The organism is Moorella sp. E306M (genome assembly GCF_006538385.1).
Taxonomy (GTDB): domain Bacteria; phylum Bacillota; class DSM-521; order Neomoorellales; family Neomoorellaceae; genus Neomoorella.
Genome location: NZ_BJKO01000001.1, coordinates 604,226 through 622,787 on the forward strand (window position 1 = coordinate 604,226; position 18,562 = coordinate 622,787).

At 53.2% G+C, this 18,562-nt stretch carries 25 protein-coding genes; all 25 read right to left on the minus strand.

Going from position 1 to position 18,562, the window contains the following annotated elements:
- Window positions 1-37: 37 nt before the first annotated feature.
- The 25 genes from FLZ89_RS03190 to FLZ89_RS03300 all read right to left on the minus strand — a co-directional run bounded on the left by FLZ89_RS03190 (window position 38) and on the right by FLZ89_RS03300 (window position 18,515).
- Entirely contained in the window at window positions 38-505 is a 468-nt protein-coding gene (locus tag FLZ89_RS03190; protein WP_141304344.1) for a hypothetical protein, read from the minus strand.
- 115 nt (window positions 506-620) lie between these two features.
- Window positions 621-1,121, minus strand: coding sequence for a hypothetical protein (locus FLZ89_RS03195; RefSeq protein ID WP_141304345.1), 501 nt, complete (start codon window positions 1,119-1,121; stop codon window positions 621-623).
- 69 nt (window positions 1,122-1,190) lie between these two features.
- Window positions 1,191-3,491 carry a tape measure protein gene (locus FLZ89_RS03200; protein ID WP_141304346.1) on the minus strand — a complete coding sequence of 767 codons (2,301 nt, stop codon included), beginning with the start codon at window positions 3,489-3,491 and terminating at the stop codon, window positions 1,191-1,193.
- Window positions 3,481-3,645 carry a hypothetical protein gene (locus tag FLZ89_RS03205; RefSeq protein ID WP_253256396.1) on the minus strand — a complete coding sequence of 55 codons (165 nt, stop codon included), beginning with the start codon at window positions 3,643-3,645 and terminating at the stop codon, window positions 3,481-3,483. The genes FLZ89_RS03200 and FLZ89_RS03205 overlap by 11 nt, the downstream gene beginning before the upstream one ends.
- 20 nt (window positions 3,646-3,665) lie before the next feature.
- The gene (locus FLZ89_RS03210; protein ID WP_141304348.1) at window positions 3,666-4,151 is read right to left on the minus strand and encodes a phage tail assembly chaperone; all 486 of its coding nucleotides are present in this window, start codon (window positions 4,149-4,151) and stop codon (window positions 3,666-3,668) included.
- 15 nt (window positions 4,152-4,166) lie between these two features.
- Window positions 4,167-4,610, minus strand: coding sequence for an endoglucanase (locus tag FLZ89_RS03215; protein ID WP_141304349.1), 444 nt, complete (start codon window positions 4,608-4,610; stop codon window positions 4,167-4,169).
- 14 nt (window positions 4,611-4,624) lie between these two features.
- Window positions 4,625-6,055: a phage tail sheath subtilisin-like domain-containing protein gene (locus FLZ89_RS03220; protein WP_141304350.1), complete on the minus strand. Its 1,431-nt coding sequence runs from the start codon at window positions 6,053-6,055 to the stop codon at window positions 4,625-4,627.
- A gap of 4 nt (window positions 6,056-6,059) precedes the next feature.
- A complete protein-coding gene (locus FLZ89_RS03225; protein ID WP_141304351.1) occupies window positions 6,060-6,257 on the minus strand; it encodes an oligoribonuclease in 198 nt (65 codons plus the stop codon).
- Between the two features lies 1 nt (window position 6,258).
- Window positions 6,259-7,092, minus strand: coding sequence for a hypothetical protein (locus FLZ89_RS03230; protein WP_141304352.1), 834 nt, complete (start codon window positions 7,090-7,092; stop codon window positions 6,259-6,261).
- A gap of 1 nt (window position 7,093) precedes the next feature.
- The gene (locus tag FLZ89_RS03235; protein WP_141304353.1) at window positions 7,094-7,507 is read right to left on the minus strand and encodes a hypothetical protein; all 414 of its coding nucleotides are present in this window, start codon (window positions 7,505-7,507) and stop codon (window positions 7,094-7,096) included.
- Complete coding sequence (locus FLZ89_RS03240; protein ID WP_172613416.1) at window positions 7,508-7,798, minus strand: phage head closure protein; 291 nt, start codon at window positions 7,796-7,798, stop codon at window positions 7,508-7,510.
- Between the two features lie 23 nt (window positions 7,799-7,821).
- A complete protein-coding gene (locus tag FLZ89_RS03245; RefSeq protein ID WP_172613417.1) occupies window positions 7,822-8,385 on the minus strand; it encodes a head-tail connector protein in 564 nt (187 codons plus the stop codon).
- A gap of 44 nt (window positions 8,386-8,429) precedes the next feature.
- Entirely contained in the window at window positions 8,430-8,711 is a 282-nt protein-coding gene (locus FLZ89_RS03250; RefSeq protein WP_141304356.1) for a hypothetical protein, read from the minus strand.
- A gap of 13 nt (window positions 8,712-8,724) precedes the next feature.
- Entirely contained in the window at window positions 8,725-9,129 is a 405-nt protein-coding gene (locus tag FLZ89_RS03255; RefSeq protein ID WP_141304357.1) for a hypothetical protein, read from the minus strand.
- A gap of 70 nt (window positions 9,130-9,199) precedes the next feature.
- A complete protein-coding gene (locus tag FLZ89_RS03260) occupies window positions 9,200-10,555 on the minus strand; it encodes a phage major capsid protein (RefSeq protein ID WP_141304358.1) in 1,356 nt (451 codons plus the stop codon).
- Window positions 10,556-10,561: 6 nt separating this feature from the next.
- Window positions 10,562-11,899: a head maturation protease, ClpP-related gene (locus FLZ89_RS03265; protein WP_141304359.1), complete on the minus strand. Its 1,338-nt coding sequence runs from the start codon at window positions 11,897-11,899 to the stop codon at window positions 10,562-10,564.
- 6 nt (window positions 11,900-11,905) lie between these two features.
- Entirely contained in the window at window positions 11,906-13,195 is a 1,290-nt protein-coding gene (locus FLZ89_RS03270; RefSeq protein WP_141304360.1) for a phage portal protein, read from the minus strand.
- 1 nt (window position 13,196) lies between these two features.
- Complete coding sequence (locus FLZ89_RS15540) at window positions 13,197-13,367, minus strand: hypothetical protein (RefSeq protein ID WP_172613418.1); 171 nt, start codon at window positions 13,365-13,367, stop codon at window positions 13,197-13,199.
- On the minus strand, window positions 13,364-15,148 hold the full coding sequence (locus FLZ89_RS03275) for a terminase large subunit (RefSeq protein WP_141304361.1): 1,785 nt from the start codon (window positions 15,146-15,148) through the stop codon (window positions 13,364-13,366). Before FLZ89_RS03275 ends, FLZ89_RS15540 begins: the two co-directional genes overlap by 4 nt.
- Window positions 15,129-15,581: a P27 family phage terminase small subunit gene (locus FLZ89_RS03280; RefSeq protein ID WP_141304362.1), complete on the minus strand. Its 453-nt coding sequence runs from the start codon at window positions 15,579-15,581 to the stop codon at window positions 15,129-15,131. Before FLZ89_RS03280 ends, FLZ89_RS03275 begins: the two co-directional genes overlap by 20 nt.
- A complete protein-coding gene (locus tag FLZ89_RS03285; RefSeq protein ID WP_141304363.1) occupies window positions 15,556-16,167 on the minus strand; it encodes a hypothetical protein in 612 nt (203 codons plus the stop codon). Before FLZ89_RS03285 ends, FLZ89_RS03280 begins: the two co-directional genes overlap by 26 nt.
- A 52-nt stretch (window positions 16,168-16,219) precedes the next feature.
- A complete protein-coding gene (locus FLZ89_RS16495) occupies window positions 16,220-16,567 on the minus strand; it encodes an HNH endonuclease (protein ID WP_141304364.1) in 348 nt (115 codons plus the stop codon).
- 4 nt (window positions 16,568-16,571) lie between these two features.
- On the minus strand, window positions 16,572-16,772 hold the full coding sequence (locus FLZ89_RS15545; RefSeq protein WP_172613419.1) for a hypothetical protein: 201 nt from the start codon (window positions 16,770-16,772) through the stop codon (window positions 16,572-16,574).
- An 867-nt stretch (window positions 16,773-17,639) separates the two neighbouring features.
- Window positions 17,640-17,969: a hypothetical protein gene (locus FLZ89_RS03295; RefSeq protein WP_141304365.1), complete on the minus strand. Its 330-nt coding sequence runs from the start codon at window positions 17,967-17,969 to the stop codon at window positions 17,640-17,642.
- 15 nt (window positions 17,970-17,984) lie between these two features.
- On the minus strand, window positions 17,985-18,515 hold the full coding sequence (locus FLZ89_RS03300; RefSeq protein WP_141304366.1) for a hypothetical protein: 531 nt from the start codon (window positions 18,513-18,515) through the stop codon (window positions 17,985-17,987).
- Window positions 18,516-18,562: the final 47 nt, after the last annotated feature.

The window sequence follows — 18,562 nt, forward strand, 5'->3', positions numbered from 1 at the left end:
TTCTATTTTTACCTTTTTTGTTTACATCCCACCGAGATTACCCTTTAATCATTTTTAAATAATCGATTTTCCAATACCCCACCATTTGGTTTTCTTTATCTTCTAATTCATAGACAAGTGGAATGAATAACGTCTCTACCAAAGTTGGCTTGATAAAAACAACCTCAGATTTACCAATATTAGGTATCAATTTTACTCTTTTGTGCAAAGCATCATCTTGGATAATTTTTTCGCTAATACCTACATTATTCAAGAAGTTTTCTCCCAGTGAAGCTCTAATAGTTTTCAAAACCGCCTTCAGCTGCTCTTTTATAAAGAAATTCTCTTCGCTAAGACCCTTAAGTTCTTCAAGGGTAAATATTCCTTTCCCATACCAGAGCCCCTTGAAAAATCCTCGCCCCTCCGAGCTTAGGAGCCTCCAAAAAGCACCAACATCATCTTGATATATCGCTTCAAGAAAAGCTATTGCAGTGATATGCTCAGGAGTTTCCAAGCGTTTATCCAAAATTTTCCCTCCTTATCAAGAACCGATGAGGTAGAAATCCATGAGGATCACCCGCTTATGTTTTCACTCAAACGCTTTAGCAGATAAGCTTTATCTGCATTTTTGCCGCACATTATTAGTCGCCCCCTAAATTGTGGTCATCCTTTTTCCCGGCCTGCCACCATGCTTTGAACAGGGATTTAAGCGAAGTGTCTTCAGTATAAACCTCCTCATTTTCTTCTATTTCTACGTTTCGATTCTCTTGCTTTGCCTCTATAAGACTAAATATTCCAGCCAAGATTAAAAAAACAGAACTGATCCCTATAGTAACGTTAACGACACCAAAAAGAAAAACCACTGCGGCTGGTATTATCATAGCCCAACCAGCTATTTTAGGTTTACTTAAGGCAAATGCCGCGCCAACTACAGATACAACAAAGCAAATCATCGTAATCCATCCCAAAGCCTCAATAGTGCCTGGGTCGGTAATTCCGACTAGTCCCCAGTTTTCTGTAAAGTTTACACCCGTCGCTTGTGCCCAGCTTTTAGCTATGCTAATAACATTTGCTACTAAATAACTAGATATCAAACCCAGCAAGCTGCCGATTAGTCCTAAAATCAAAGCAGCAACCCGCATGTTACTAAAGCCACCTCCATAAAAACTTTAAATGGAGGAATTAGCCAAAGAGACAGGAAAATCCTTCTTTTATTTTGGCATATTTTGATAGCTACTCTTTACCCCCTCCGCTATTACTTCCGCGACTTCATTCGCGATTACCCTATAATTTGCCCTAATAACCTGGAGTACATCCTGCCCTTCTGAAGCAGTTACATTTAGCGTTACATTGATTGGCCCAGTAATTATTCTGCCAAAGCCGCCGACGTTCGCAGTAGCAGGAACCGCTACTGGCATTGGCCCAGCAAAACCACTCATGTTGGGCGACATCGGCAGGGTCCCTAATATAGACCCAACTCTATACCATAAATCTATTCCTCTGTTTCTCATACGACCAGAAAGAGGAATTAAAGCTTCTGGGCCAGCTTCGGCGAATAAACCTATATGGGGCCTACTATATATCCCACCAAAGGCATGAGCCGGAACTATGCTTTGCCCCCCAAACAAAGGCTCTGCCTTAGGTGCTGTAGCTCTCCGTTTCTCAAACGTTTCCCAGGCCTCGAGTTGTTGTCTGATTTTAGGCTCTGGATTTAAAGGACTTCTTTCAGCAAGCCAATTAAGTATTTTTAATACCTCTCCTGCTGCCAATAAACTTAACGCAACGGTTATTTTCACCGTAAGAGGTCCTGGCGTAGCTAAGCCAAGGTATCCCCCAACCAACAGAGCAAGCAAAGGATGATTGAGAACTGCCTCTAAAGCAGCTTTACCCATAGAGTTTATAAAACTCGATCCTAATTTACTTCCTAAATCCCTAACCTTTGCCCCTCCCGGGCCGTTCCACCAGGTGTCAAAAACGGCCGTAAGGTCGTCTATGACAAAATTAACCTTCCCCGCAAAATCCAACTGCTGAAACTCAGGGTTATCCAGGTAACGCGCCCGGATATACCCAAATGCACTTTCCAGGTTTCGCATAAGCGCCTCGCCGGCTTCCCTGGCAGTCCGTTCAAGGGTATTACCCCATCGCTCTACGGTATCCCCATTCTGCTCAAACCATTCCACCAGGCGCAGGACCCTAGGCTGAATAGCCTGGCGCAGGCCTTCGCCCCACCGGTATAAAATCTGCATGTTGAAGATGTCTTTAATGGTGCTCCCCAGGCCAAAGAGAGACACACTCTGGTTTTTCATCATGTCCTTGAAACGTTCATTCATGCCTTCCACAAGGGCCTTAATCGCGGCATCAGCGCTAATACCAGCTTTACCTAGATTATCCATCTGTTTTGCGCTGAGGCCGAACTTTTTCTGCAATATATCATAAGCCGGGATGCCTATTTCCGTCAGCTGCATAATCTCCTCAGCGCTAACTTTGCCCTTGGCCCTCATCTGCCCCAGGGCTCTAACAGCCCGGTCAATGCCTTCGGCACCTACTCCCAACCCTGCGGCGGCGTTACCTATAGCTGTCATCATCGGCAGTACATCCTCGGCCGCAAATCCGAAGGCCAGTAGCAGACGACTGCTTTCTTGCAACTGTGGGAACTCAAACGGCGTTTTGGCGGCAAAGAGTTGAAGGTCTTTGACGAATGCTGTTGCTTTCTCGGCGCTGCCAAGCATGGTAGTAAAGCCGATCCGCGCTTGCTCCATATTGCCGGCCAGTTCCAGGGGGGCTTTAATTAGTCCAGTAATTGCAGCGGCCCCTCCAACCCCGACGCCCAGCAACCCCAGGGGTGACGTTATTATGCTGGTAAGCCGCCTGACGGCACCCAGGGCGGTATCTTTAATTCCCAGGGTTATGTTCCAGGCCCGAGACGTTAAACCCCGCAGAACGCTCATTATCTCTCGCGCTTTAGTAATGACCCGCTCTCGCAGGTTCGCCTGCGGTTCCGCTCTTACCTGGTCGAGCTGCCGAGCCACGGCCATCGCCCTGGTAAGCTGCGCAAACAATTTTCCGCGCAGTTCCGCAACCGGCGCGGACTGGACCTTGCTCAAAGCCACCAGCGCGGTCCTGGCCTCGTTGATTTCCTCTATAAGCGGCCCCTTCATGTCGGCCAGCACGTCAACTTTGTTTTTCTCCAGGGCGTCAATTAGCTGGTTAACCCGTAGCACTACGGCAGAAACTTTGTCCTGGGCGGCGAGGACGGGGGCGGCCTGTTCTGCCCCGAGCATCTTAACAAGCCTGTCCGCCTTGAGCACGCCCGCCGTGAGTTTGTCCCTTATCCGCATCACCGGTTCGATTTTAAGTCTGGCTACGTTTTCAAAATGCTTGCGGATCATTTCGTTGCGCTTTCTTGCCTCTTTTTCGAGGCGGCTCACCCGCTCGCGGGCACGTTCAAGCGGCGCTTCGCTCTGGTCGTCTACAATGATGGGTATCTCTACCCTGTAAACTTCACTGGCCACCGCCCCTCGCCCTCCTTTCTATCTCCCGGCGTTCCTCTTCTTCGGCCTCAAGTTGTACCTGCATGGAGGCCAGCATGAAGGACCTCACCTTGTAGGGTTTTGCGTAGAATTCATCGGGGGTAATACTGAGCCGCTGAAAGAGGTGGTGAAGCAAAGCGGCCCGGCCCCCAGCCTTTATGAGTTTTTTAAGGTTTCCTCAAGGTTCTCTTGTTCTTCTGTCCCGTATCCGCTCAAACGCTCTATTAACTCTATAACCGCTTCTTTCTCGCCGCGCCGCAAAACCTTATCTACTACCTGCCATCCAGAAGTAGCGTTAGCCTTTTGCCATAGATCCTTGTTATCCCAAAGCCACTTCCGGTCGTCCGGGTGGGTAGCAGCGTATATCATAAGCGAATTATACTTGGCTGCATTAAAATCTCCAGGCATAGTTAGGCCACCCAGGCGACGGTTTTTAACAACTTTGGTGGCCTGGTCCCGGCATTTCTCCATCTCTTCATCGTCAAGGCCCCGCACCCGGAAAGAGAATAGCTTTTTACCCTCCCGGATTACCTCATAGACTTCGTAATGGGTAATCGTCTCCATAGCCTCCAAGACACCAGCTACGTCCTGGAGGATAGTGTGCTCAGCAGCAAGCAGTTCTTCGCGCCTATCTTCGTTCATTTAGCTGGCCTCCTTTTAAGCATGGCTCCGCAACACGCCCATAAAGTTCAGTACGACATCCGGTTGGCCTTTCTTCAGCCCGGCAATAACCTTCTGGAGCAGCGTGGCGTCGCGGATAACCGTCTCGGTGAAAGTCAGGGTGACGGTGTAGCTTTGTGGTATGGCCCAGCTAATTTTCTGCCCTGCGGCCTGGTAGTCGGTATTAGTAAAGTTGATCTGGGCCTGCCAGGAATTCACCTCGGCCAAAAAGTTGCCGTCGCCGTCGTAAAGTTCACCATCGTAACCCCTTAAAATATTTCGGGGGTCTAGACTTCCACTATCAAGCAACTCCTGGATATCCGGGGGTTCATTCACCCGGAAAGACCAGGCGCGGTTGATTACGTCGCCAGGTGCTACATTAGCTATATCAATAGCCCCATCAGGCACGCAAGAGCGGAAAACATAACGCCCGTCAGACATTTATCCCACCTCCGTTAGCTCTGGGTATCAGGCGAGAAGCGGAACGCAAATGTGATATAAACTTTTTCGGCGCTGTCTAAATCATCAACCTGTACGACAAACCAGGCACTATCGCCGGCGGGCGGGTTGTTTGGATCTTCATAAATCGTCCCCTGGAGCAACGCACCCTCGGCAATCATCTTGTTGATAACGCCCTGGGCAGCGGCAATAAGCGTAGCCCGCCCATCCGGGCTGTTATTAATCTTACCGATGAGCGGATCCCAGATGGCCGCAATGCGGTCCATCAGGTTGTCCCTGGTCCTCACACGGCGGATCTTCTTCCAGCCGGCGTCCATGGTGGCGGTAACGGTGATAAAGGTGTTGATGCCGTACTCGATCTGTACCTGCTTCTGGGCGCTCATGGTAAATACCAGGGCGCCGGACTGGATGGCCTGTTCGATATCGGCATTGGTAAGGGCGCCGACAAGTTCAGTGGCATTTCGTACCACCGCATGAGTAAGGCTTTCCGTGATGCTGGCCGCCGCAATCATACCCGCTACCCTGGCCGCAGCCTTGTAGCCTTCCCGGATCACGCCGTCGGAACCTTTGAAGCCGTTGGCCACGTAGACAATAGCCGGGTCGTTGAAGGCTTTGGCGTTGGTAAGCCTGGTGGAAAGCTGCACGCTGGTCGGCTCACCAACGACAGCGATAACCCGCTTGCCTTCATTACGCACCCTGTCGATGTAGGTCTGCACCGCTACATGAGTTACCGGGTCCTCGCTGTCCACGGCCAGCACGTTCCAGTCGATGGCTTCGATAGCCAAAAGCCCTGCGCTGTAGCTTGCACCGTCTACGGTCGGGTCCTGGCCGCCGGTGAGTGCCTGCTGGGTAACGGCAGCCAGAATACCGTTCCCATCCGCCACCTTTGCAGCGGTAATGTACGGGCTGTTGGAGGCATTAACTGCATCAACCAGGGCCTGCGGCTCTCCGGTACCTTTCGCGAAGGTAACCACCTGCAGCAGCGTTACTCCTTCGTAAAGCAGGAGTTCCCGCTTGGTCGTATCGGTGAGAGAATCCCTCACGGTTACCTTAAAATCGTTACCACGCACGCCCTCGTATTTTGCCGTGATAGTCACTACATCTGCTGGAGTAGCAGCGGTATCTTTAAGAGTAATTGCAGCCTTTGCGCCCCCACTACCCAGGCGGTAGCCAACAACTCTGCGGCAGCCGCCACGGAAGGCCTCAAGCGCTGTGTCAATTGTGCCGGCAGAACCAAAAGTCGCAGTAACCGCGTCCGCATTTTCAAGGTAAGTCACCTGTGCCAGTGGCCCCCAGGAGGCCCGGAATAAAGCCGCTACTATTCCCTGCGGAACAATCGCCTCCGGCGGCTCGCCAATGTTTGTCACTCGGACGTACACTCCGGGGCGTATTTTTTGTTCGCCTACCTGAAATACAGCACCAGCCATCTACCTACACCTTCCTTTCCAAGAATGCTTTAATCGCCTTTTCGGCCTCCGTTCTCGTCATGCTGTCCTTGCCGGCCAGCCGTAAAGCTCCAGCAACTACTTCCGGCTTCACGCCAAAAGAAACAGCCGCGGCAATAAGTTCGTCGCGGCTGTAAACGGACTCTTGTAGCTGTTCAACAACGGTTTTCTTCGCTTCAGCCAAACTACGTCACCTCCCCGGTAAGCGCACCGCCAACAACAGCCCTGCTCAGAAGTACAGCCTGGACAGCAGGCTGCAGCACTCCGAATCTTGCCGTCAGCTGTACCTGCCCCTGCCTCATCGGGTCGGCTTCGCTGTCAGCGGCAACTCTCAGCAGTTCCAGAGGCCCTCCGTCTAGCATTTTAAGCCTGCGCTGTTTCACTATGCCTTCTGTAATCTTCCGCACCCAGGACAGCCGCACCGCCGGGCTTGGTGCCAGGACGTGGCCCGTTATCTGCGCTTCAATCCAGTTCACCGCCTGCGTTTGCGATACCGGTGTTAGCCGCACCAGCCTCCAGTAAACTCCAGGCGCTGTATCTGCAGGGGACCATGTAGCCGGGTCCGTCTGCACTTCCGGCCAGGTCGCCGCAGTCCAGCTGCGCATTACAGACACCGGGTCCGGGTCGTAGGTGAGGCCGTTGAGCCAACCTAAAGCAAAAACCCGGAACCGAAGGCCCCGGGTGATAGCATCCCAATCATCGTCAGCAAAGTCCTGGCCGACGGTGCCCAGGTAATCTATCAAATACTGCTCCCCGCTGTCGGTAAAGCGGGCTCTGTGCAATACGTTAATTACTGCTCCGGCCAGAGCATCAACCTGTTGGAACGTCGTGCGGTCAACATACGGCCATACCTCAACGACGGTTGAAAAAGCGGCCCAGTCGGCGCCCCGGTCCTGAACTCCTTCCCTGACAACGAGGAACGGTTTTCCTGCACCCGGATTGGCAACGTGGGGTTCGTAAACCCGCCCCTGCACCTGGGGTACTTTTTCTATGAGCATCTGCCTGATTGTAGCGCGCATTTTAATCGCCCCAGTAGTCGAGTATATCCCTTGTAATACGGCCGATGTTCGCGTCAACAGTCGGTACGAGCACGGCGTATGACTTTATACCCGGATGCCTGATTTTCCCGGCGAGAGGATGCTCCGTCCCTGCCCAGGACAGGGCCTTTTTGACATCCGGTTCTATTTCATGCGGTTGTGTCCCTTTTTCGAGGAAGCGGGCATACCACGTGGTATGTTCCAGATAAAGGATAAAACCGCCCCTTCTCGTCTTTACCCCAGCGCGTATACCTTTTCTGGCCTCCCCTGTCCGGTCCATCCAGGCAGCATGGGCCTGCGCGTATTCCTGCAGGTCGGCTGCCTCTTCTTCCAGCAGTCCCCACATGCCGGCCATTTTGTTCCGTATGTACTGCCGCGTCTGGTCGCCCAGGGCCATTTACCTCACCTCGGCGCACATGATCTGCATGGACCTCCTGCGACCGTCGGGATCGAGGATAGCTTTTATATCAAAAAACCGACCACCAAACTTCACGCGCATATGCGGATCTATTTCGGGCCGCCACCTGACCGTTATCCTGGATGTCACCAAAGAGGCTTCGCCCAACATTTGCGCCTGAAAGTAGTCGCGCCCGGAGAGGTCTTCTACTTTAGCCCACACCGTCACATAATCTACCCAGCCGGTCAGGCCGCCTGTCGTGGGGTCAATGCCGCGTTTCTGGAATGTCACACGGTGCCTCAGTTCCCCGGCATTCATAGCGGCACCACCCGTTCCTGCCAGAGCAAAGCGTTAACGGTAAACGGTACTTCTGCCGTTACATGCCCTACTGCAGCAATTTCTCTTGTGTCGTACCAGTGGCTTATCAAGAGTAGCATCGCCTGCTTCACCCGCCGGGGCACCTTGTCGGCGCCGCCGTAGCCGGCCACAAACTCGACGCACACCGCATTTGCAGGCCGCAAGGCGACCGACGGCCAGCTTTTTCCGTAGGCCAGGACAATGCGCCCAGGTTCGCCCGCACTATCAACGATGTATTCAGACGGCGGCAGAACGTATTCGGCATTGTCGGCGCCGTAATACTTGACACTGTTCACCGCCTGAAGTGGAGGGCGGGGTATCTTGATTTCGCTGCCATTCGGCCAGGCGTCCAGCCACAATTGCCAGGTCTGGGTGATGTAGGCCCTGTTCTGGAAGGCCTCGCAGTATTCGCGGGCGGCGATAATCAAGGCCGAAATTAAGCCGTCGTCATCCGCGACGTCTACTCGCAGGTGGTTTTTTGCTTCCGCCAGACTGACTGGTTCCTCTGTTGGTGGAGACACAAGCACGAGCCCCCGGAACAAGGCCTACCACCCCCTCCATTTGTCTACTTCGCTTTGGCCTTTGCTTTGACGGGCTTTTCTTCCTCGGGCACGACGCTTAGCTGCTCTTCTGCCGTTGCCTGCGGCTGTCCGTTGCCCTCTTGTTCCGCGCTATCTTCCTGAGCGGCTTCCTGGACGTTTGTTTCTACGGGTTCCGGGTCAATCACGCCGATGCCCGCCAGCTTATTAACTCTCGCAGACGAAGTTATGTCCACTACTTCTCCCGGAAAGCAGCGCCGGCCGGTTTCCTTATCAATAAACTCGGCTATCACTCGATAGCTAGGCATCTGTCCTTACCCCCTAGCCGCGGAAAGCCAGGTCACCGAAAATCAGGATCGCCGCTCCGTTTACAGCCGTGGCGTTGTCGCTGCTTACCTGGACCGCAACATGTGTGTATCCGTTAGCTAGATCAAGTTCGGACGCCTTGGCTTCCGCTGTAAGGAAAATTGCCTCACCAGCCGCGTCAGCAACAACTTTTTCTACGGCGCTTCCGAGGACTTTTGCGCCAGTGCCAGCAGCATCTTTGGCCTGCATAAGCTGGATAGTTGCTTTCTTGGTTTGGGCAATCGTACCAGTAGTAAGCGCAGCAAGGACCCGCCCAATGCCGGTCATGCTGTAGTAAGCGCTGGTCTTGCCGCCGACGATATCCTGGGGGACAACGGCCTGTTTAACCTGGACCAGTTCGGAAAGCTTCATGCTCGTCATTAAACATCTCTCCTTTCAAATGTTGAGGGGAGGGTTTATCCCTCCCCAGTTAGTTTGTTAATTGTTAACTTTAGGCCGCCGGTACGTCCAGCACCACATAGGGGCTAACCTTGGTGATGCCATCTTCCAGCGTGAGCGGTTCATTCACCCAGCCTTTGCCGTCAACGTTCCAGAACACTTTGATAACCGTTTTGTTCTGCTTGAAGTAGACGTGCTCGGAAGCCGCAACGAATGGACCGCTGCCGTCTTTGATCAGGTAGTACGTGAAGTCTACCAGGATTAAGTCGCCCTTCTGGCCCAGTGCAGGGGTCTTGCCAGTAAACCTGATGGGAATGCCCAGCAAGGTGTCAGGAATCCCTCGCGTAGCATCGCCCTTGATGAAGATGTAATTACCCGCAGCGTCCTGCAAGGTGGCAATCTGCGGCAGGGCGCTCTGGTTGGCAATCCATACAGCCCGCTGCTTGGATTCGGGCAGGAGTTTGGCAAGCATGTTGATAACGTCATTGGAGGTTATCTGACCGGCAACAGCCCGGTTCACGGCTATCGTCCCGGCACCGTTCAGGACGCCGATAGGTTTCGCCACGCCGTTACCGCGCAGGAAGGCCATGTCCTCGGCAGCCACGACCGCGCTGCGCAGCAAAGTGGAAATAAAGCTGGAAGCGGCCTGCCAGTTGCGGAGCAGCTTGTCGGTAACCACCGTGTGGGCGGCCACTTCATGCGGCTGCAGGGAAACTTCTCGGAGGCCGGCCCCGGTTTCGGGTTTTTCTTCACCCTCGCCGACCCAGTATACTTCCACGCCGCCAAACACGCCTTTAGCGCCCTGGTCGAAGGCCGGAATGGTAATCATCCCGTCGGGCGGATCGCCGGCAGGAATGACGGTAGCCCTGGGCCGCACGATAGCCTCTTCCGGCCGCAACATCAACATGTCATCGCGGAACTGGGTCGGTACGGCAAAGCCGCCGCTGGCGCCTTCGTCCATCCGCCACTCCGCCTTAAACCGCCAGGGCATGATCTGCGCTTTGAAAGCGTCGGGCACTTCAATACCGCCACCCTGGCCCTGGCCCCGGGGCAGGTTATCTAAGCGTCCTTTCGGGTCACCGAAGCGCACGGCGTGAATAAATTCGCCCAGGCTTTTGAAGCCACCGTCGTCGAGTTTGTCCTGCTGCCTGTATCCAGCGTCAATCCTGGGGTCAAGCGCCGGACGGAAAGGTTTGTCGGCAGGTTCGTTCAGTTTATCCGCCCGCGCCTGGACCGCTTCTGCCGCCTTAATGGTTTCGTTTAATCCGTCAATCTGCGCTTGAAGGTTGTCAAATTGCTTCTTCTCTTCTTCCGTCAGGGCACGGCCCTCGGAAACAGCCTTGTCAACAATCGCCTGCTGCTGGTCGCACAGATTACCGAGTTTTTGCCTGAGTTCCTGTAAATTCATCTTTTTCTACCTCCCGATTTTGTTTTTGTTAATTTGGATTTGCAGCTGTAATAAAGACAGCGGCGGTTGCCGCTGGTTCAAACTGGCATCGGCGTCATTGTTTTGATCGTCGTTATCAGTCGCCAGCTGGTTGAGCACATCATCCAGCAGGTCCCTCGCCTGTCTGATCCGCTGCTCGTTGGCCGCCGACAGAACACGGCCCGCATCTCTGAATTCCGGGAACAGAGACTCACGGAGAGCCAGCCATCTCGCAGCCAGGTCAAAATCGAGATCAGTATGGTCCCGCAAAATACGGCTTACCTGGACATACTCCCGCCAGGCGTCCTCCTGCTCTTCCCAGGGAGGAGTGCGGTCAAATTGCCGGTAGTGGCTGCCGAGATGGGCCTGTACCTTGCCCACGTCCTCATCCGGTATGTCCGACTGCGGCAACCTCGCTGCGGCATTGGCTACCCCCCGCCATACCACGGCGCCGTCAGAGGGACGGTGGTGCGGCAATTTAAGGTCACCAAAGTTTTCAGGCGGCATGGCGGCGGCCCAGGCATAGTGGCCGGCAATGCGGCGCTTTTCGGCGTCGGACAGGTCGCCCCAGGATTCATTTGTGAAATCGGAGAGCGTCGGGGCCTCCCATGGCTCGTTCTCCGGCGCTTTTTTCCGGGATACGTCATTGGGGACCACGCCAGCCTTAAACTTCGGCAGGAAATCCATCTGTGGCGGGTTCTTGAACCGCCGCAGGTCAAACTCCTGGCCGTTTATGATCAGCCGGTCGCCTCTTATTGACGCCGCAACCTGCTTAGCCTGCTCGATTTCGTCAGCAAAACCAAGTTCAACCGCTTCTTCGGCGGTCATCCAGGTTTCGGCGTCCATCATCTCGATGATCTTTTCCCGGTCAAGACCGCTCTTGTCCTGGTAGGCCACTATAAGAGATTCTCTGATTTTGTCCATGTCGTCGGCTAACTTGCGGAAATCGTCGGCTGTACCCAAGGCTATTGTCCAGGGGTTGTGGATCATCATCATGGCGTTTTTCGGCATATAGACCGTATCCCCGGCCATAGCGATTACGGAAGCTATAGAGGCGGCTAGACCGTCCACGTAAACCGTAATTTTGGCCTTGTGCCGCTTCAGCATGCTGTAGATCGCCTGCCCGGCGAATACGTCACCGCCGTCGCTGTTTATGAATACTTTTATTTCATCAACGTCGCCTAGCGCATCAAGGTCGGCCTTGAACTGCTTTGGCGAAACTTCATCTTCCCACCAGCTGCTGTCGCTGATGACGCCATACAGGAGAAGCTCGCCGACATTGGGTTCATCGGCTGCGGCCCGGAACTGCCAGAACTTTCTCTTCACGCTAAATCACCTGCCTTTCCATAGTATTTTTCTAAGCGGCTTCAGTTCGTTTGCCGGCTCTGCCGGCTCCTGGCCGCTCTTTGCCTCGTCCTGTCCGGCAGAACTGACGGGAATCATATTCCCGTTGATAAGGTAAACCTTCCCGCTGCCGTCTTCAATCGGGTTCATTTCCTCCATCTCCCGCCACTCGTCGGCGTTGATTACGCCGTCCTGCCGCATGATGTGCAGAGCCTCGGCCCGGCTCTTGGCATCGCCCCGGAGCAGGCCGGACAGGTTAAACTTAGCATAATAACCCTGCTCGCGTTCCTGTTTAGTAAATAACTTCCAGTTAATTGTCTGCTCCCAGCGCTTCACCCAGGGGAGCATAGTATACATAACAAATTCCAGGGACATATGTTCAATATTACTGAACGTCGCGCGTTCCAGGTTTGCAATCATATGCGGTGGTACCCGGAATAGACCGCAGATCTCATCCCGGTTCAGCTTCCGGGTTTCCACGAACTGCGCGTCTGTCAGAGGCATCGGAATACGGTTGAACTTCATGCCTTCTTCCAGGATGATTGGGCGCCAGGCATTTTTCAGACCCGACCAGCTTTTTTCAACATCCCGTTGCAGGCGCTCGTAAGCCTTGTCACTCAATTGGCCCGGGTGTTCCAGGATGCCGCCTATATTCATGCCCTGGGCGTAGAACCGCGCCGCAAACTCGGTTGCCGCAAGCCCCAATCCGATTGCTTCCTGGGCCATGCGGATCGGGGAATACCCCCTGATGCCGTCGTAACCCAGACCGGGGATATGGAAAACCCTCTCAGCGGGGAAAACTTCGATTTTTCCCCGGTCGTTAATGTGATACTCGATTTTCCCTGTCTCCTGGTTTCTCACCGGTTCGACCAAATGCCAGCCTACGGGGTAAAGGTCCACCGGCTGGCCGCGGCGGTTGGGGGTGATAATCGAGTAACAGTTGCCGGACAGCGCCAGGTGACCCATCTGCGCTTCCCGCCAGGTGAGGGACGTCATCTCGTCGTTCGGCAGGTCGTGCAACAGGCCATAAACCGGGTGATCGCGGGCCTTGTCGCTCCCTCCATCGGAACGCCTCCGGTACACAAACAACGGGAGCGAGGCCAGTGTCTCTGCCAGTACGCGGACGCAGGAATAGACTGTGATATAACGCATTGCCGTCTGTTCGTTCACTCTTACACCGGCCATAGTGGGTTGGCCCGCACCGAACCAGGCTTTTACGTCCCGGTCGAAGTCCTCCATGGTGTAGTTTTTGAACAGCAGTCTTGAAAGCAATCCCATATCACTGCCCACCCTTCGGCGGCTTCGGCGGCATTCCCAGCCATACAAGAATTAAGCCGCCCACAATCCAGGCGGCCGGCTGATAGATTTGCCAGATGCCATATGTCAGCAAACAAAAGCCCGCCAGCAGGCAGGCTTCGCGAATGTGGTCGTCTGTTATTTTGAGTTTCATAAAGAACGCAGCCCCCGCTCTTCATATACCGATTGCTTCGGCTGTTCGTTCAACATTGCCCGGACAAAGGCGTTGATTAATGCCGACATCAGGTCAATCCTCTGGCTGTCGTCTTTATGTTTCTTGGACAGCTTTATATTACCGTCGCTGTCGCTGGTTTCCACGGCATTTGATAGGCACCAGGTTAACAGCGGGCTACCGTCGTGGACGATTTTGCCTTTGAGTGTCAATTCCCGGAATTTCTTGGTCGGCTCTGACAGGATGCCTCTGCGCTGCGGTATCTCAACGCAGGTGTATCCTTTCTTGGTCATGTCGTTTGCAAACTGCCTGGCCCCGTAGGGGTCAAAGCAGATTTCTTTAATTTTCCACTCCTCATCAAACTCTTTTTCGTGGATGTAATTCTTGATGAACTCATCATCTGTTACATCGCCTTCAGTAAGCGTGCACCAACCTTGCTGTGCCCAGGCTTTGTAAGGCACGCGGTCGGTGTGTTCGTGCTTTGTGGCCGCGTTTTCGGGTATAAATCCGTGGGCGGTTACGGCATAGCGACCGTCATCAAGTCGAAAGACAAAACCTGCCGCCGTAAGGTCTATAGCCTTTGAAAGGTCGATTCCGCACCAGCATTCGCGGCCATGGACAAGCCGCAGGAATTCACCTCTCGGTACGGCAAGGGCTTTCCATTTGTCCATGCAGCCGGAGAAGTATTTATTTTCGCTGTCAGCCTGCCACAAATTACACCGTTTGGTCAGAAACTCCCTGATTTTATCCGGATCACCGCTGCCGTAAGCCAGATTGTGTTCGGCCCGGATCTGTTCAAGCAGTATCCTGGAATATTCGTTGTCTTCCTGCAGGACCGGGTTGGCTTTTACCCACTTGCTTTCATCGTGCGGGTCGTCGCCTTTGTCCAGTTCCCGGATCATTACGAAGTAGGTTTCATCAATCAGAGCGCCGTCGAGGATTTTGCAACAGATGTCGTACTCCTTCTTGCAGGGACTGTTTTCAGCGTCCTTGCCGGCAGTGGTGATGATGCACATCAGGGACTGCTGGCGTTTTCCGAAACCGGAGTATAGAACGTCATGAATATCTGATGTTGGGTGCGCGTGGTACTCGTCGATTATCACTATGCACGGGGCACCACTATCCTTGTTCTTTGTGTCCTTCGACAGCGGCCTCAGCCAACCGCCCCGGCTCTGGTGCTCGACGTATGTCCGCCTGATCCGCAATCGCTTCAGAATGTCGGGGCTGGCCTCACCCATCCTCTTGGCATCCAGCCAGATCCGCTTGGCCTGTTCCCGGTCCACAGCGGCGCATTCAACTTCCGGGCTGTCCTCGTACTGCTTCAATTCCGGGTGCCCTGGCGGATATACGCAGTCGCCGCACATGCCGTAAAGGGCAATGCCTGACATCTCGGTGGATTTGACATTGCCCCGGGCACGCATGTTGAAAGACTTCTTAAACCTGCGGCGGCCCGTGTCTTTGTGAACCCAGCCGAACAGACAGCCCAGGTCAAACTTTTGAAAGGCCTGCAACTTAATGAGTTGCCCGGCAAACGGCCCCCTTACATGCCGGCAACATCTCTCGAACCAGTCAAATATGCGGTTAGCCCGGCTCTCATCAAAAACAAAAGGGAACTCGTCGGTTCCCTGCCTTTGCAAGTCTTTAAGGTGTCGCTCGCAGGCCTGCCATTCCCGCTTGCAGGCAGGACGCAGCCCGGATACCACTTCAACGGCGTAACGGGTTGTCGGGTGGAGTTTTTCAAGCTCATTCAAAGAGGTCCGCATTCGGGTCTACTTCCTCGTCGGCGCGTTTCTTGGCCAGCCTGGCACGGGCCTCTGGGGTTAGTCCCAGCGCTTTAGCGTATGTCAAGGACGTCTTGGCAAGGCGGTCGAACAGAGCTACGTTGCCTTCTTGGATAGCCCTCTCTTTTTCCACTTCCAGCTTGCAGTAGGTAGCCAGGGTGTTGGCGTCCAGGGCGTCCAGCAGGTCTAACTCCTTCGCATCCCGGATTACCCTCTGCCAGATGGCATAAACTTCCGGATCGTTGACAACCTTGCCGCGCTTAATCCAGGCTGGCGGCTTGGGTGCTTTCGGCTTTTGACGGGTAATAAGCTGAGCGGCTGCCTTCCGGCGTTCGACCTCTGCCTTCGTCCAGTGTTTGCCATTGCCCTTGCGTCCTACCTGCATTTTGTCAAATGTTACCACGTTTGCTGGCAATCCGCTCACCTCCCTTAAGCATCATCGGGGACATTTTCTCGCAAACGAGCGGGCGCGCGGTCTTGGAGTGAAAAGTAGTAACGATTGGAAGCCCCCTGGTACTTATTTCCACTTCATAAAGATGGTATTTTTCCCTTGCCCTCTGTCTTTCTTTTTCTTTTCTACATTCATCTGAGCAGTATTTTGCTCCAGTTTTTCCTCTAAATAACTTGCCGCAGACTATACACTTAATCTCCCGGTTATTCGCCTTCTCTTTGCATTCATCTGAACAATAATCGCTTTGACTTCCGGTTATCACTTTCCCACAAGTTCTACATTTCTTAGCTTTAGCGGCAAAAGCACATTCCCTTGAGCAGTAAGTCGTTCGATTGGCCTCTTTCGGAATAAACTTCTTACCGCAATACTTACAAACAACTGGTGGATATTTTGGGTTTTCGTAGTCCCATTTGTCCTTGCATTTTTTAGAACAAAACCTTTGCCTACCTCCAGCGTACTTAGAAGGCACAAACTCGTTTCCGCAATACTGGCATATAGCCATAGCCATTCCTCCCTCAAATGGCTTCTCCCAAAATAAAAACCCGCTCAAGCAGGGGTGGGAGTTCCCTTTTCGCTGGCCAAGCTAGCTTGAGCAGGCAATTTTAGCTTTTCTTCGAGTGAATTCTATCATGGCACGCTCTGCACACAGCCATCAGATTCTCCATGTTCAGTACCTCACCACCATGCCTTATCGGTTGCTTGTGGTGTACCATCGTTGCTGGTGTAACCCGGCCCTCTCTCTCGCACATCTCACACAACGGATGCTGACGCAGGTACATTTCCCGCACCTTCTGCCAGCGGGCATCGTAGCCACGCTGGGCGGCTGTACCACGGCGTTCATTCTGCCGACGGTAGTGCTGCGTTTTGTGCTCCGGGCAGTATCGCTCCCCAGGCTCCACAAGATTTGGGCAACCCGGATAATTGCATGGTGTAGGAAGTCGCTTCGGCATAGTCTCACCCCAGCGGATACTCGCATCCTACCCAGGATGTCGTTTCCTCGGGTAAAGGCTTATTGAGCTCGACTGGGCCGATAAAGTAGCGTTCGTTCTTGCATGCAGCAACCGCTGCTTCTTTGGTGGTGAAGATACCTTGTAATTCCCAAACAATGCCTTCTTCTAGCTCAGCCACATTCTTCCCGCATACCCACAGAACCATGATCGTACCGCCACTCCTTTCACCCCCGGCCCCCGCCCCTGGCCAAAGTACGGGGTGTACTGACCCGCCTCGTCGGCTACCGGTTTTTCCGCAAACTAAAAGCCGCCCTCCCGGACGGCTCTCTGGTACCATATTACCACGGCTTGCTTCTTTTAGGCTTGCAAAAAACTTGCAGGTTATCTATTCATTAATTCAATTTTACTTTCAATCTGTTGGGCATAGACTCCAAATATTCGACGAGTTTTCCTAATGGCATGTTAGCCCATTGTTCAGGATTTAGGCCATAGGCCCGGCAGGCCTGATCCGCTACAGCGCAAATCAAACTAGCAAAGTCAACATAGTTTGCAGCATCTCTAACGAGTTTTTTTCATAAGTTCAGCTCCCTTTCTCAGGCCAACAAAGGAGCCTGTGATTATTAAACCTTTCGAAACGTGAGTCCTGCTTTATCACCAGCAAAATACAGTTCTTGTATGGAGGCCGAATAATCGACCTCCTTCTTTTTAGCAAAGTCATCGAAACACGCCAGGCAAACCACTCGGTTTTGGTACTTCGGCGGCACTACAGCCTGCCAAACCTCATCAGGAACGTCAAAATCGAACTTGTCCCGGCACCCGCAAACCTTGCACCTTTGTCTTAATTCGCGCCAATTGCGGTAATGTATTCTGAACCACCTAACGGGGAGAACAAAAAAGTGCTCTGCCCATTTAGCAATATATTCAATCACAATAGATCACGCTCCGGAATGAGTGCCACTTATTTTTTTCTAACAAAAAAGGAACCGCCCTCCCGGACGGCTCCACTGTAGTCATCATAGCAGAATTTAGCTCCTATACTCGGAAAAAATTCGGGAAAAATTCGGGAAAGGCATCATGCGAAACCCGGCCCCTGGGCTATCAAATACCACTGGCCATCCTCTTTGTTATACTCATATGTTTCATCATGCAACGGGCAGTCAAATTTTAGCGTAACGCACTCAGCCGACTGCAATATCTTTTTAAACTTTCTTTCCAGCCACCTGACAGTTTTATCGCCATGCTGCTCACTTATCGTATACCAGACTATTTGCCCATCGGCCTCAAGCTCAATGCTTCCAAACCCTACCCCTAGCTGTGTATTCTTGGGCAACCTTACCTTAGGTAACGTGCCGCACGTCGCGCAACCGTAAAATTTAGGTTCCCTGATGATTTCATGTTTCATATTGTCGCTCCCCCTTTAAGGTTTCACTCTCAGCCACCTGGCCACCTTCTCCACAATCACCTGCCGCCGGTATCTCACAGTACTCTCATCCATCCCCAGGGCCATACCTATCTGCAGGTTGCTACGCCGGTACAGGTATTTCTGCTCCACTATTTGCCGCTCCTCCGGCTCCAGCAAGCCTATCGCAAATTCAATCCCTTCCGTCTCGGTCTCCAGGGTCATTATCCGCAGCTTCAGGCTTATCCGCCGCTTCCCCAGCCGGGCCAGTTCGGCCGCCAGCCGTTCAACCGAGTAAGTATAGGCATCGTATGCCCTGGCTGTATGGTCCGCCGGCGGGCCGTCAGATTTACCTCCTACCACGGCCAGATAATTACCCACCAGGCCAAAGGACGGGATGAAGTCGTCTGCCTCGGCCAGGAGTTTCCTTATTTCTGTGATCCGTTTCTCCGTCCCGGCCAGGGCCTTCTTCTTTCGCTCCAGGTCCTGCAACTTGCGGTAGTATCTATATAGCATGCTCTCTACCTTGCAAAACAGCGCCTCGTCCACCTTGCCACCCCCACCGGAGTATGAGATAATATATTTGCAGAGCGCTT